Raw genomic sequence first — 15,756 nt, 5'->3', positions numbered from 1 at the left:
TAGTTACTTAAAGTTCAGTTTCTGATATCTAAAAAAACTATAAATACGAAAATCTCATCATTATTTGTTACGATGAGTTTAAAAATGACGACGTTAAATAATGTACCTTCCCCACGCCCCAGTTCTATTACGAGAAAAGTCGCTTGGCTTAATATTTTTATACAATTAGCATTTCCTATTGTGACAACCATGCCTACGCAGACTTTTGCCAATGAGAATAATTTTAAAAAACATAATATTAGCGATATAAATCAACAAAATACTTATCAAGTCAAAGCGGGTGATACCCCAGAATCTATCGCAAAAAAATTTAATATAAAATTATTTAAATTGATTGAAGCTAATCCACAACATGTATCGTTAACGGGTGAGCTAAAAATAAATGATGGAACTATTCTTAATATTCCTAATGAATATTTATTAAAAAAAAAGTGGCTCAATAATCAAGATGAGGCAATCCCCTCAACAGAGGGCGAAGAGCTCGCTAAAATTATTGTTGATAATTCATTTTTACTCAATAAAGATATCGATGTAACACAATATGCAATTAGCCAAATCTCCAGTAAATCCAATCAGAAAATAGAACAATGGCTTAATCAATTTGGGCATGCGCGAGTTTCACTTTCAGCAGATAAAAATCTCACCTTAAAAAATAGCTCAGCGGAATTGTTAATTCCATTATATGAACAAAAAGAAAAGCTGATCTTTGCTCAAACTAACTATCATCGCAAAGATCTTCGTAGCCAATTTAATTATGGTATTGGTTATCGCTATTTTACTGAAAAATTTATGGTCGGCATTAATGGCTTTTATGATCATGATTTAACGCATCATCATAATCGTTTGGGAATTGGCGCCGAAATTTGGCGAGACTATTTCAAATTAAGTTCTAACCATTATCACCGTCTATCAAGTTGGCGAGCCTCTAATAATATCTTAGATTATAGTGAACGCCCTGCGAATGGTTGGGACATTCGAACAGAAGGCTATTTTCCAGCTTATCCACAATTAGGCACTAAATTAATCTTTGAACAATACTACGGTAAAGAAGTTGGTCTATTTGGCAAAGATAAACGGGACAAAAATCCACATACCTACACATTAGGGATTAATTATACTCCGATACCATTAGTCACATTAAATGCCGAGCGTCGTATTGGCTTACATGATCGTGCTGATAATAACTTGAATATCAGCTTGTCCTACCGCATAGGAGAATCACTCGCTTCACAACTTAATCCTGATAATGTCAAAGCAATACGTACATTAGCAGGAAGTCGTTATGACTTTGTTAATCGTAATAACGATATGATTTTAGAATATAAAAAGGAAACTTTAGTTTTCCTTTCTATGGTTGATTCAATAAATGGTTATGCTAAAGAGGAGCGCGATTTACAAGTTCAAGTAAAAACAAAATATCCGTTAGCCAATATTGAATGGTCCGCAAGTAAGTTAAATGCCCAAGGCGGGCAAATAAAACATCATGGTGGAACTCACTACACCGTGATTTTGCCTCAATATCAAATTGGTGCAATTGAGAAAAATAGCTATATCATTAGTGCTGTTGCCATTGATACCCATGGCAATCGTTCAGCGCCTGTTCAAACAACGGTTATTGTAGATAAATCGTTAATCAATACGCGTAATAGCCTATTTTCACCTAAACAGAGCCAACTATTCGCTAACGGTGAAGCAACCCAAAAGTTAATATTATCCATCGTTGATAATGATAATTTACCCGTTGATATTGATAGTAAAGAAATTACTTTACAGCAACAGTCTGATACAGAAAAAGGCAATAGCCGTATTTCTACTTTCTCTCGTTTAGCTGCTGGGAAATATCAATTAACGGTTACAGCAGGAAGCATACCGGAAAAATTAACCCTAACCCCCGTATTCCGTGATAATACCTTCAACTCAGCAACCGTGACACTTATTGCCGATAATCAAACTGCCCATATTGCAAAAGGCAACCTAACGGTTACAAAAGATAACGCGCCAGCCGACGGTAAAAGTCAAAATAAAATCAAAGTACGAGTCACTGATAGCAACCACAATCCATTGGCTCATTATCCAGTCAACTTTACTGCCAGTAATGGTGCTAATGTCATTAGCTCAAGAAAAACGGATGAACAAGGTGAGATTATTGCTTCAGTGACTAATACTCAAGTAGGGAGTTCGCAGATTGGTGTACAAGTAAAAGGGATAACCTATTCGACTGAAGCCCATTTTAGTGTGGATAATGATAGCGCCTATATTCCACAACAAAACTTCACGATCACACCACCACTTTCTCTAGCCGATGGTAAAACAGAAAAAACCATTTCATTACAAGTTGTTGATAAGCAAAATAATCCGATACCCGCTACTCATGTGACATTATCGGCAGATAACCAAGCACAATTAAAACAAACCATATTAACCACAGACGAGCAAGGTAAGGCGACCACCACCATGATAAGTAAAGTCGCCGGTACGGTCACCGTGAGGGCCAAAATAAACGACAAGATGACTCACACGACAACCCAATTTATCGCCAACCAAGCTAAGGGGGTTATTGTCTCCATAACCCCATCCTCTACAACTCATGTCGCAGATGGTCAAACCCCGGTCATCCTTACTGCATTAGTACAAGATCAGTTCGGTGAGCCGCTCCCTCATGCACAAATTAGCTGGGAAACTGAGCACGATAAAAGTATTGTTAACATTGAACATACCACAATGACTGATGAGCAAGGGATCACCACCAACAAGTTAACCAGTACACAAGCACTCAGTGTGCGGGTAACTGCGCGTATAAATAACAATGCCTTTACTGCTGAGCCAATTACTTTTATTGCTAATGGGCAACAAGCTTTGATTAGTGAATTATTGGTTAATAAAAATCAGATTGTTGCAGATAAGCAAGATCCCGCAGAACTTACTGCAATAGTAACAGATAAACTGGGTAATCAACTTCCTGATGCTATTGTTAATTGGCAAGGGAGTGCTGGTACTCAATTTGCTCAGCAACAAACTAAGACCGATGCTCAAGGTATCGCCAAAAATACGCTAACAACATCACAATCAGGTATCACAACCATCACCGCGCGATTAAATAATGGTCAACATGCACAAACTAACTTAGTTGCCGTTGCAGATCTCAAAAGTGCCACTCTCACATTAACGACATTAAATAATAAGCAATCTGCCATAGCAGATAACCAAGATAGCATTACCGTAGTAGCAAACTTAACTGATGCTTATCATAACCCATTGAAAAATACCCCTGTCTATTGGCAATCAAGTATCAATCATATTGATGAAACTACTACTCAAACAGATGAAAAAGGCAGAACGCAAGTTGTCATTTCAGGAACCAAAGCACAGCCAACAACAATTACCGCCTATTTATCAAATAAAGAGAAAAAAAGCATTCAAGTAACCTTTGTTGCGGGGGCGCCAGTGCAACAAAATAGTTATTTGACGATTGAACCACAATCTATCATTGCCGATGGCAATGCCTTTGCTGTGGGTAAAATAGACCTGCGTGATAAATTTGATAATCCGGTAATAGGTCGTAGTAACGATATTGCGTTAATTGGGGATAACAGCACCATCCAATTCAGTAAAATCACAGAAACGGCTAACGGCAATTATCAAGCACATATTAGAGGTACAAAAGCGGGACTCAGTCAAATTACCGCCACTATTGATAGTATTACGGTAACGCAATCTTTAGGATTTTTAACAGATAATAAAACAGCCAAGATCCACTCCGTTAAGGTTATGGCACCTTATACCGTAACAGCGAATGGTAAAGACAAAGTCATTATTCAAGCACAAATCACCGATAAACATAACAATCCAGTATCAAAAGGCGTTACTGTCGGTTGGATAAGTGATCTCGGTAAGCTTGCAGCACCATTAAGCATGACCAATAAGCAAGGAATAGCTGAAATTACCCTCTCAAGTACTCAGGCAGGAAAAGCGAAAGTAACGGCAGTGCTCAATAACCAACAATCTGTCAATGCTGATCACATTGTCACCTTTACGGAAGGTGATATTTCGGCCTCTCTTTCTACTGTTGCCATATTCCCTGACACTATTGTCGCAGGGGCAAATAAAGCGACCGTAACAATAACCTTAAAGGATAAAGAAGGTAATTTATTGCCCAACTTAGCCAATAAAATCACCTTAACGCCGCAGACTAATTTACAAACAACGATTACGCCCTTTAAAGAGAAACAAAAAGGCATTTATCAAGCCCAAGTGAGCGCATTAAAAACCGGAAAAACCTCGTTATCGGCTCACGTTGCTCCATTAGCAATAAAACAATCCGTTTCTTTAACGGTGCTCCCTAATAACACAACAGCAAAGGTGAAAAACTTTACTATTAGCAATATGCAACCACATGCTGGGGAGTCCATTACTTATAAAGCCTATTTGGTTGATAACCATGATAATCCCGTCGGTATAGGTGTACCTGTCGCTTGGTCAACGAATGAAGGTAGTCAACTCGAAACACCATTAACTTTTACAGATGATAATGGTGTAGCAATAGTTGGATTATCTCGACGCTCTGTCGGTGTTGCCAAAGTCAGCGCAATATTAGCAACAGGTACTTATATAGCAGATGATGTTCACTTTTTAACGGGTCACATTGATGAAACGATGTCAGAACTGTCGTTGAACCCGAGTCAAATCATTGCTAATGGCAAAGATAAGGCATTATTGACATTTGTTATTAAAGATAAAAATGGAAATATCATCCCCAACCAACAAGTAAGCGGATTTTCTAAAAATCCAACCATCAAATTTAGTCAAGCACAACAAATATCACCGGGACGCTATGAGATTGAAATAACAGGAACTCAATCGGGCACAGCACAAATTGGTGTTATGGTAAATGGCACCCATTTCAAAAAACAAAAAATATTACAACTTAATGCCGATGTGACGACATGGAAAATACGCGCTGTTGAGGTTGATAGAACAACTATAACCGCAGGAGATAAAGGTGTTAACTACCAAGCAACTGTCGTTGATGCCAATAATAATGTATTACCTAATGTTATTGTGTCATGGAAATTACTCGGATCAGCAGATGATTATCATTACAGCACTTATACTAATGATAAGGGGATAGCAACGAATCGAGTGACTAGTCATGTCGCGGGACGCTTGAAGATGAGCGCTTATCTTGATTCTAATAATTATAAATCAACACAAGATATTACTGTAATACCGGCTGAAATAGATATTCATAAATCAACCTTTAATAGTCATCGTCGTTCTATAAATGCTGATAATAAAGATAGTACGTTATTAAGCGTAAAATTAATGGATAAATACGGTAATACCATTGATGGTAAGAATGTTGAGATTAAAACTATCAGTGGTAAGCCTAATTTTAGTGACAATCCATTAAAGTCAGTGGGCAATGGTGAATATCAAACAAATGTTACAGCAAATACGATGTCCGATATTATCTTAACCGCTCAAGCTGAAACAATAACTATCGCAGAGCCATTGACGATTAAAGTGGCAATCCCTAAATCTGAAATTACCTTTGAGAAACCTATCCAACAGGAAATCTACAAATCAACTGTGATTGATGCGTTAAGTTATAAAGGTGTACCACAAAATATGCAGGTAATATGGTCAAGCTCTGATCCTACTGTTGCTTCCATTGATACAACAAGTGGGCAAATCTCCATGAAAAAGGCTGGTACTACAATTATTACCTTACAAACCTTAGGTAATGAGCAATATCCATCAGCTAAAAATAGCTATCCTTTAGTGATAGAAAAAGCGCCACCAAAACTGAAAGTAACCTCTCCTCACACCATACAATCGATCTGGAATGATGGCATTACCCATCAAATAACAGCGGAATTTGATAATCCAGAGGTTAAAAATACCCCCATTCATTTCTCTAGTAGCGATACCTTGGTAGCCACCATTGATAGTAAAGGTAACTTAACCGCCATTAAACCAGGAAAAACAAAAATAGTAATACAAAGTGATGCTACAGATAAATTCCTAGCGGATAGCCAAACTGTAGACTATCAGCAAGGAAAAGCCGCACTAAGTTATTATTTTAAAAAGAATTATATTGTATTAACAACTGATTCTGCTGCAGATAAATTATTGATGGCTCAAAGCCCTACGCCAGATGTCCCCGTTGAAGCGAATGCAACTTGGTATAGTAGTCAACCTAACATAGTTGAAATCACCCCAGATGGGATTATCAAAAACCTTAATATTGGGCAAACAACATTAACACTTGAGGTGAAAAATAATAATTATTTTCAAGATCATGAGCAAAGCTATAACGTCATTATACAAGCATCGCCTCGCATCAAAATTAACTCATTTGAGTTTCTATCTGCGGGAGAGAGCAAATCAAATACACATTTGGATGATTTAACTTGGCAACCTTTATACACTTCAGACGATCAGTTTATTGTTAAATGGTCTTCATCAGACACACCTAAAGCGATTAACTTCGAGTTATTTGATGAAAATGGCACTTCTATCGCCTTAGAAGAAAGACAAAACTATGCACCTAAATATAATATACATGACCCAGTAAAAATTCAGGTACCGAAACAATATCTAACCAGTCCAAAACAATTAACACTAGAAGTCACAACCTTTGATAGTAATAATCAGCCTTATGTCGATCCTAAAAAGTATAAAATTAATATTGACTATTTTCCTGCCAATAACGCATATAAAATAATCTCTCTTGATTATAATTCTAAATTTATCTATACAGATACAGGTACCCTTGCTTCATCTTGTCAAAATGGTTGGTCAACCACTACAACACATCTTATTTTAACGCCAAGATTAGTATTTAAAGGTGAGCCGAAAAAGTTACTTTATCCCATTTATATTACTACGGAATTATATGATGTAACATTAAATCCATCGGATAAACTCATCGGACATATTAATGAGAAATTAACTTATCCAGATAAGATTATATTTAGCGAGCATTCTAAAAAAATAGCTGAAATATCGCCGACATCAGCACACTACGCATTAGACGAAGAATGTAGAATTAATGATTCTGGTCATGGTACGTTAAAAGCAAATATAACCATAGGTAACAGATCCAGTTATCTTAAAAAAGAATTTCATTGGGATGGCCAAATAGGGGGATATTTTTAAAGACCGGGTGCTTGTACCACATATCTCACAACTTGAACAAAAATTGGGGGAGGAAACCTCCCCCATCAAGCTATTGATGACACATCAAAACAGCTTGAACGACCATGTTTCCGTTACTAATGTTAAGCGAACATAATCGTTCACCGACAATTAAAGCAAACATAAGTACCGTCACACAGACAACCGTAATGCCAAATAAGGTTATTTTCGTCAATTTGATTGACTCCTTTTAATAAAGGAGGCAGAATCAAGTTGTTGAGCTTTGAGACTGCCTCGGATTTTATGAAAATAAAATTCGGGGCTTTTGTCTTTTTGGCTCTAGCGCAATGCTTGAACCAAAACGATCCAAGCACCCACCGCTATAGTAGCAGAATTTTCCCTCACCTCTATACCTTACTGGTAGTATTTTTTAAAATTAATCAAATTAAAACAACATGTTACATGAATAACTAATAAATATTCTTGTTGACACTGACATCTAAAAAAGACAAAATCAATCCGCTAAAACAAAGAAATTTACTTATTTTATTTTCTTGCCTCCATTCTTGAAAAAAGATCTGCACCCACCTCTTTGTTTTGCACTCGCCCTACATGTCGTTATGTGGGGCTTTCTTTTTTCTATTACATAGAAAAAAAGAAAAATCCCGAATAGGTAATTAATACCTATTCGGGATTGGTATAACGACAACTAAAAAGTTAAGATTTTTTTATATTTGCATGCATCTCTTGGACTGAAATAACATCAATAATAGGATCAGCACTCAATGACAGTGTTGTCGCAAATCCGCCATTTAATGTAGTGTCATAGTGAACTTTATATTGTAATGCACTACGGCGGATCAGTTTTGAATCCTCAATAGCTTGGCGACCGGCAGTCGTATTGACAATATAGTCATACTCACCATTTTTAATTCTATCTTGAATATGAGGTCGCCCTTCATGCACTTTATTCACTAGGCGAGGATTGATACCGGCTTCCCCCAAGACAATGGCAGTACCATGTGTTGCATCTAACTCAAAACCATTTTTCAATAGCTTAGTTGCTAAATCAACGACACGTTTTTTATCACCTTCACGAACCGAAAGTAGCGCTCTTCCTTTTTTCTTCATGGTGGAATTGCTACCTAACATCGCTTTAGCAAAAGCTTGTGCAAAAGTAGCACCAACCCCCATCACTTCACCGGTAGATCGCATTTCAGGCCCTAAAATAGGGTCGACACCTGAGAATTTATTAAAGGGAAGTACCACCTCTTTAACCGAGTAGTAAGGAGGGATCACCTCTTTGGTAACGCCTTGCTGTTCAAGACTTTGTCCTATCATCACTCGAGCAGCAACTTTTGCTAATGGCACACCGGTTGCTTTAGAGACAAAAGGCACTGTACGTGCGGCGCGAGGATTCACTTCGATAAGATAAACATCATTACCTTTCACCGCAAACTGTACGTTCATCAACCCTTTAACACCTAATTCAAAAGCGAGTTCACGTACTTGCTTGCGCATTATATCTTGAATATCTTGGCTTAAAGTATAAGCAGGTAGAGAGCAAGCTGAGTCTCCAGAGTGAACACCCGCTTGTTCGATATGCTCCATAATACCGCCTATCACCACTTGTTGACCGTCACAAATCGCATCAACATCCACTTCAATGGCATCATCTAGGAATCGGTCTAACAGTACGGGAGCATCATTAGAAACACTGACCGCCGTTTGGAAATAACGACGTAAATCAATTTCATCGTAAACAATTTCCATTGCTCGTCCACCAAGGACATAAGATGGACGTACCACCAGCGGGTAACCAATAGATTTTGCCTTATCTACCGCTTCTTCTAATGTCGTCACTGTGGCATTTTCTGGTTGTTTTAACCCTAACTTATCCACGGCCTTTTGGAAACGTTCTCTGTCTTCTGCTTTATCGATTGCATCAGGACTGGTACCGATAACAGGCACCCCTTCAGCTTCTAAAGCTCTTGCTAATTTTAATGGCGTTTGACCACCATATTGCACAATCACGCCTTGTGGTTTTTCGATCCGTACTATTTCTAATACATCTTCAAGGGTGACTGGCTCAAAATAAAGTCTATCGGAGGTATCATAATCCGTTGAAACCGTTTCTGGATTACAATTGACCATAATGGTTTCATACCCATCTTCCCGTAATGCTAGAGCGGCATGAACACAACAATAATCAAATTCTATCCCCTGACCGATACGATTTGGACCACCACCTAAGACCATCACTTTAGGTTTGTCTTGATTTGGATCCGACTCACACTCTTCTTCATAAGTGGAGTACATATAAGCGGTATCCGTAGCAAATTCTGCCGCACAAGTATCAACCCGTTTATAAACTGGGTGTAATTGATATTGTTCTCTTAATTGGCGAATGGTTTGCTCTTTCACATTCAAGATATTAGCTAGGCGCGCATCAGCAAAACCTTTACGTTTTAATTGACGCAAGAAATCAGCATTTAGACCAGCTAAACCAAGTTGTGCCACTTGCTCTTCTAGGCGAACAATCTCTTCTATTTGCACTAAGAACCAACGATCGATATTGGTGAGATTAAACACCCCATCAACCGACATTCCAGCGCGGAAAGCATCCGCGATATACCAAATGCGATCCGATCCGGCTTCTTTTAATTCACGACGAATTTTGGTGAGCGCTTCGGGATCGTCGAGGTTTACTTTAGGATCAAACCCAGTTGCACCAACCTCTAGTCCGCGTAATGCTTTTTGCATTGACTCTTGTTGAGTGCGCCCAATAGCCATCACCTCACCAACAGATTTCATTTGCGTGGTTAAACGGTCATTGGTACCGGCAAATTTTTCAAAGTTAAAGCGAGGGATTTTAGTCACTACATAATCAATAGAAGGTTCAAAAGAGGCTGGGGTTCTTCCTCCAGTGATATCATTCATCAACTCATCGAGGGTATAACCTACTGCAAGTTTTGCCGCGACTTTTGCAATTGGGAAACCTGTTGCTTTTGACGCTAATGCTGATGAGCGAGAAACACGAGGATTCATTTCAATAACAATTAAACGCCCTGTTTTAGGATCAACGGCAAATTGCACATTGGAGCCACCAGTTTCAACCCCAATCTCGCGTAATACTGCCATCGAGGCATTACGCATAATTTGATATTCTTTGTCTGTTAGCGTTTGCGCTGGAGCAACCGTGATAGAGTCACCGGTATGGATCCCCATCGCATCAAAGTTTTCAATGGAGCAAACGATAATGCAGTTATCATTTTTATCGCGCACCACTTCCATTTCATACTCTTTCCAGCCAATTAATGATTCATCAATTAATAGTTCATTTGTCGGTGATAAATCTAAACCTCGAGTACAAATTTCTTCAAATTCTTCACGATTATAGGCGATCCCGCCTCCCGTTCCCCCCATAGTAAATGAAGGGCGAATAATACAAGGGAAACCCACTTGCTCAGCCACTGCAAATGCTTCGTCCATAGTATGAGCGATGCCTGAACGAGCCGTATCCAGACCAATTTTTTTCATCGCTTTATCAAAGCGTTGTCTATCTTCCGCTTTATCAATAGCATCAGCCGTTGCACCTATCATTGTTACGCCAAATTCAGCTAACACCCCTTGACGCTCTAATTCTAAGGCACAGTTTAATGCCGTTTGTCCGCCCATTGTCGGTAATATGGCATCAGGGCGCTCTTTCTCAATAATTTTTCTGACCACTTGCCAATGAATAGGCTCAATATAAGTGGCATCTGCCATTTCAGGATCTGTCATAATGGTAGCAGGATTTGAATTTACCAAAACAACACGATATCCCTCTTCGCGCAGTGCCTTACACGCTTGTGCGCCTGAATAGTCAAATTCACACGCTTGACCAATCACAATCGGGCCTGCACCTAAAATCAGGATTGTTTTAATATCTGTTCTTTTAGCCATTTTTTTCACTCCTGATTTATTTGTTTGTCACTGATTGCAGGTTTTGACGATATTGCTCAATAAGTTCAATAAAGTGATCAAAAAGCGGCGCCGCATCATGCGGCCCTGGACTCGCTTCTGGGTGACCTTGGAAACTAAATGCAGCTTTATCTGTGCGATGAATACCTTGTAGCGAACCATCAAATAGTGATTTATGTGTCACCCTTAAACAATCAGGTAACGATGCTTCATCAACAGCAAAGCCGTGGTTTTGGGCGGTGATCATCACACTGTTATTATCTAAATCTTTAACGGGATGGTTACCACCATGATGACCAAATTTCATTTTTACGGTTTTTGCACCACTCGCCAAGGCTAATAATTGGTGCCCTAAGCAGATACCAAATACTGGAATATCGGTAGTTAAGAAAGTTTGGATGGCGTCAATTGCATAATCACAGGGCTCTGGATCCCCCGGACCATTAGAGAGAAAAATGCCATCAGGTGAGAGCGCTAACACTTCTTGGGCTGAGGTTTGTGCTGGAACCACTGTCACTCGACAGCCTCTATCCACCAACATACGTAAAATATTACGTTTCACACCAAAATCATAGGCCACCACATGTAAAGGGAGATCTTGTGGTGATTGAGTGGCGGGCAACTCCCCTTTTAATGTCCAACTGCCTTGTGTCCATTGATAAGGTTGTTTCACTGTCACCATTTTCGCCAAATCCATTCCTTTTAATCCTGGAAACGCTTTCACTTTTTCAAGCGCTTGTTTAGCATCAAGATGAGTGCCTGCGATAATACAACCGTTTTGTGCGCCTTTTTCTCTCAATAATCGCGTCAATTTACGTGTATCAATATCAGCTATCGCCACAATCTGATGACGTTTAAGGTAATCGGCTAAGCTCTCTTCGGCACGATAATTACTCATCACTAGGGGTAAATCGCGAATAATTAACCCTTGAGCATGGATAGTTGCTGATTCTTCATCTGAGGAATTAACGCCGGTATTGCCAATATGAGGATAGGTGAGAGTAACAATTTGTTGGGAGTAAGAAGGGTCGGTTAATATTTCTTGGTAACCGGTCATGGAAGTATTAAAAACGACTTCACCGATAGCAGCGCCTTCTGCGCCTATCGACCTGCCGTGGAATTCGGTCCCATCTTCTAGAACCAGTATAGCTGATTTAATCAAAACGCCCTCCAGAGAATAATAAATCACATTTCATGCATATTAATTCAGATTTAAGACTCTAAATCAATGCCAAAAACATAAATTTGGGCAAATTTTTGGCAAATTGGGCGCATTCTAAAGATCCCATGAGCAGATGTCTAGAAAAAACACTCTTTTAATTAAAAAAATATCGATCATTAGCAATTTAATCAGCTAAGTGACAATTTCCATCACCCATCTTACAAATTTAACCGTTTGCTTACCAAGATATTTTAAAAAGATGATAGAAAAAAGAAAAAAAGAGACTTAAGCGAAATTTTAACTATAAAAACGGAAGAAAACAAAGGAAGTTATTAAAAAATAAAAACAACAAACAAAAACTATACAAACAACAATAAAAACCCACAAATAATATAAATAATCATGGGTTTTCAAGGAATTAAATATAAAACAAAATCATAATTCTTCTAAAGAAAGCACATCTTTCATATTATAAAGACCCGATTTTTTTTCACTTAGCCAAATAGCTGACTTAACCGCGCCATTTGCAAAGGTCATTCGACTCGATGCCTTATGGCTAATCTCTACTCGCTCACCAATATCCGCAAAAATAGCAGTGTGCTCACCCACAATATCCCCTGCACGAATAGTCGCAAAGCCAATACTGCGAGGATCACGTTCTCCTGTATGTCCAACTCGTTGATAAACCGCACAATCTTTCAGATCACGACCTAAAGTCTCTGCAATCGACTCGCCCATCGCTAAGGCCGTACCAGATGGTGCATCAACCTTATGACGATGGTGAGCTTCTACAATTTCAATATCACTATAAGATCCCATCACTTTAGCTGCCTTTTCTAATAATTTAAGCACTAAATTAACGCCAACACTAAAGTTAGCAGCAAAGACAATAGGAATAGTTTGTGCAGCACAATTAATGGCTTTTTTACCTTCTTCATCAAAACCGGTAGTTCCAATAATCATGCCTTTATGATGCTCAACACAAAATGCCAGATGGGACAACGTACCCTCAGGACGCGTAAAATCGATTAAAATATCAAATTGCCCGACTTGAGCTAATAAATTATCAGTAACAGTGATACCGATATGACCAATTCCCGCTAACTCTCCTGCATCAGCCCCTATCAATGAAGAATTAGTACGTTCAAAAGCAGCACCTAATACCACACCTTGTTGCTGATTAATCGCTTGGATCAGCTGGCGCCCCATACGCCCTCCAGCCCCCACTACGGCAAGACGAAGTTCTGTTGCAGACATAATCTATGTTCTCCTTAGTAACACTTATGATCTTTATTAATACTTTACAGATTAACGATGTCATTCGTTTGATGCCAGCATTTAACGACGATAATAAGAAAAACGAACAAAAGGATAGAGATCATCAGCAAAAGCGATGAACCGCATGATTATTCATTAAATTTTACGATTTATAAAAAAGGAGATAAAAAAAGCAGAGCCTTGGCTCTGCTTGGTAAATTAAATGTTTATAGCTATTGTTATTATTCGACTACTTTATAGTCAAGACGTAACTCTTTTGGCACTTCAAAAACAATGTTTTCTTCTCTGCCAGATAGCTCAATCACTTCTTCTGCACCAAAGGCCTTTAATCGTGCTAAGACTTGTTGAACTAAAATATCTGGTGCTGATGCTCCTGCTGTCACCCCAACAATATTGGCATGGCTTACCCATATTTCATCAATATCTTCAGCACTATCGATTAAATAAGAGGGTTTGCCTGCACGTTGTGCAAGCTCTGCTAATCGATTTGAGTTAGATGAGTTTTTAGAGCCAACAACAAACACGACATCGGCACGCTCTGCAAGCTCTCGAGCAGCTTCTTGACGATTGGTTGTCGCATAGCAGATATCATCTTTACGGGGCCCGATGATTTTAGGGAATCGTTTATTTAAGGCATCAATCACTTCGGAAGTATCATCGACGGATAATGTAGTTTGTGTCATAAAGCAAAGATTATCTTCATCTTTCACTTTTAGTTTCCATACATCATCTGGAGATTCAACCAAATACATTCCCCCTTCTGGGTTACTGTATTGCCCCATCGTCCCTTCAACTTCTGGGTGTCCGGCATGGCCAATTAAAATGGCCTCTTTACCTTTACGGCTCGCCCTTGCGACTTCCATATGTACTTTGGTCACTAAAGGACAAGTGGCATCAAAAAGCATCGTTAAATTACGAGAGCGTGCCTCTTGGCGAATAGCTTGAGAAACACCGTGTGCTGAGAAGATCAAAATAGCGTTATCCGGCACTTCGGAGATTTCTTCAATAAAAATAGCACCACGTTCGCGTAAATCATTGACTACATAGCGATTATGAACCACTTCGTGGCGTACATAAATTGGCGCGCCATAGATTTCTAATGCACGTTCAACAATGCTGATAGCTCGGTCAACACCCGCACAAAAGCCTCGTGGGTTAGCCAGCAATATTTGCATTTGTTGTTTCCTCCTGTGGATCAATACTGACGACTTCAATATCAAATGTGACATCTTGTAACGCTAATGGATGATTAAAATCGACAGTAACAGAATCTTCCGTCACTTCCTGCACAATGCCTGGCATTTCATTACCATTCATTGCCGTAAACAGCATAATGGTACCTGTTTCAGGAATACCGGATTGCGCAAAATCAGAAGGCATAAAGTATTGAATAAGATCAGGATTATATTTACCAAAAATATGCTCCCCCGCAAGCGTGAAGGTTTTCTTTTCCCCTTCTTTAAGTCCTACCAACTCTGCTTCTAAAGCAGGCGATAAGCTTTCATCACCAAGACGAAATAACGCCGGTTTTCCATGTGCTTGTGTAGATTCAGCAACAGAGCCGTCTGCCAATTTTAAGGTGAAATTCAGCAATACTGCACTATTATTGAGGATCTGCATACTCATACTAATACCTTCTATTAAGCGTAACCCCCGCCATTAGGCAGGGGTTATTTTAGTTAACTGATCTGTCAGATTACTTCTGCTTGTTGGCTTCTTGTGGGCTGGCATTCTTATCAGGGAAAAAGCTCTCAATGATAATTAAAGCTGCACCAAGACAAATAGACACATCAGCAATATTAAAAGTAGGCCAATGCCAATCACCGACATAAAAGTCCAGAAAATCGATGACAAATCCATGGATCAGACGATCAGAAAGATTACCCAATGCTCCGCCTATAATAAGCGCATAAGCAATATTACTTAGCTTGGCACTCGCTTTATTTTTATACATCATCACCACTAAGACAATGCAGATTGCCAGTGCGATTAATGCAAAAAACCAACGTTGCCATCCGCCTTTATCGGCTAAAAAGCTAAAAGCTGCGCCATAGTTATGAGCATAAGTGAAGTTGAAAAAAGGCATGACAGCCACAGATTCATACAGACGGAATGTCTGCATGAAATACTGTTTTGTACCTAAGTCCAACACCACTACAGCAATAGCCAACCAGAGCCAGCGTAAACCTGTAGAGCAAAGTGTTTTCTTCATC

8 protein-coding genes are annotated in these 15,756 nt (G+C 39.1%); 1 reads left to right on the top strand and 7 read right to left on the bottom strand.

Annotation, left to right across the window (positions count from 1 at the left end; translation table 11 throughout):
- Positions 1-84 precede the first annotated feature (84 nt).
- Positions 85-7,161 (top strand): Ig-like domain-containing protein, encoded by a 7,077-nt coding sequence (locus AACQ49_RS04160; RefSeq protein WP_161778900.1) that lies wholly within the window; start codon positions 85-87, stop codon positions 7,159-7,161.
- A 70-nt stretch (positions 7,162-7,231) separates the two neighbouring features.
- On the opposite strand, the gene AACQ49_RS04155 is transcribed toward AACQ49_RS04160, so the two are convergent.
- The 7 genes from AACQ49_RS04155 to lspA all read right to left on the bottom strand — a co-directional run bounded on the left by AACQ49_RS04155 (position 7,232) and on the right by lspA (position 15,755).
- On the bottom strand, positions 7,232-7,375 hold the full coding sequence (locus tag AACQ49_RS04155) for a Hok/Gef family protein (protein ID WP_004245198.1): 144 nt from the start codon (positions 7,373-7,375) through the stop codon (positions 7,232-7,234).
- 482 nt (positions 7,376-7,857) lie between these two features.
- Positions 7,858-11,085: a carbamoyl-phosphate synthase large subunit gene (carB, locus tag AACQ49_RS04150; protein WP_161778899.1), complete on the bottom strand. Its 3,228-nt coding sequence runs from the start codon at positions 11,083-11,085 to the stop codon at positions 7,858-7,860.
- Between the two features lie 16 nt (positions 11,086-11,101).
- The gene (gene carA / locus AACQ49_RS04145; RefSeq protein WP_161778898.1) at positions 11,102-12,265 is read right to left on the bottom strand and encodes a glutamine-hydrolyzing carbamoyl-phosphate synthase small subunit; all 1,164 of its coding nucleotides are present in this window, start codon (positions 12,263-12,265) and stop codon (positions 11,102-11,104) included.
- 435 nt (positions 12,266-12,700) lie between these two features.
- Complete coding sequence (gene dapB / locus AACQ49_RS04140) at positions 12,701-13,522, bottom strand: 4-hydroxy-tetrahydrodipicolinate reductase (protein WP_012367441.1); 822 nt, start codon at positions 13,520-13,522, stop codon at positions 12,701-12,703.
- 242 nt (positions 13,523-13,764) lie between these two features.
- Positions 13,765-14,718: a 4-hydroxy-3-methylbut-2-enyl diphosphate reductase gene (gene ispH / locus AACQ49_RS04135; protein WP_004245204.1), complete on the bottom strand. Its 954-nt coding sequence runs from the start codon at positions 14,716-14,718 to the stop codon at positions 13,765-13,767.
- Positions 14,699-15,169, bottom strand: coding sequence for an FKBP-type peptidyl-prolyl cis-trans isomerase (fkpB, locus tag AACQ49_RS04130; RefSeq protein WP_004245205.1), 471 nt, complete (start codon positions 15,167-15,169; stop codon positions 14,699-14,701). The genes ispH and fkpB overlap by 20 nt, the downstream gene beginning before the upstream one ends.
- A 70-nt stretch (positions 15,170-15,239) precedes the next feature.
- Positions 15,240-15,755 carry a signal peptidase II gene (gene lspA / locus AACQ49_RS04125; protein WP_004248970.1) on the bottom strand — a complete coding sequence of 172 codons (516 nt, stop codon included), beginning with the start codon at positions 15,753-15,755 and terminating at the stop codon, positions 15,240-15,242.
- Position 15,756: the final 1 nt, after the last annotated feature.

Source organism: Proteus sp. G2675 (assembly GCF_963886535.1).
Lineage (GTDB): Bacteria > Pseudomonadota > Gammaproteobacteria > Enterobacterales > Enterobacteriaceae > Proteus > Proteus mirabilis.
The sequence above is the reverse complement of the archived record's forward strand: the minus strand, read 5'-3'. Positions and strand labels throughout refer to the sequence as shown.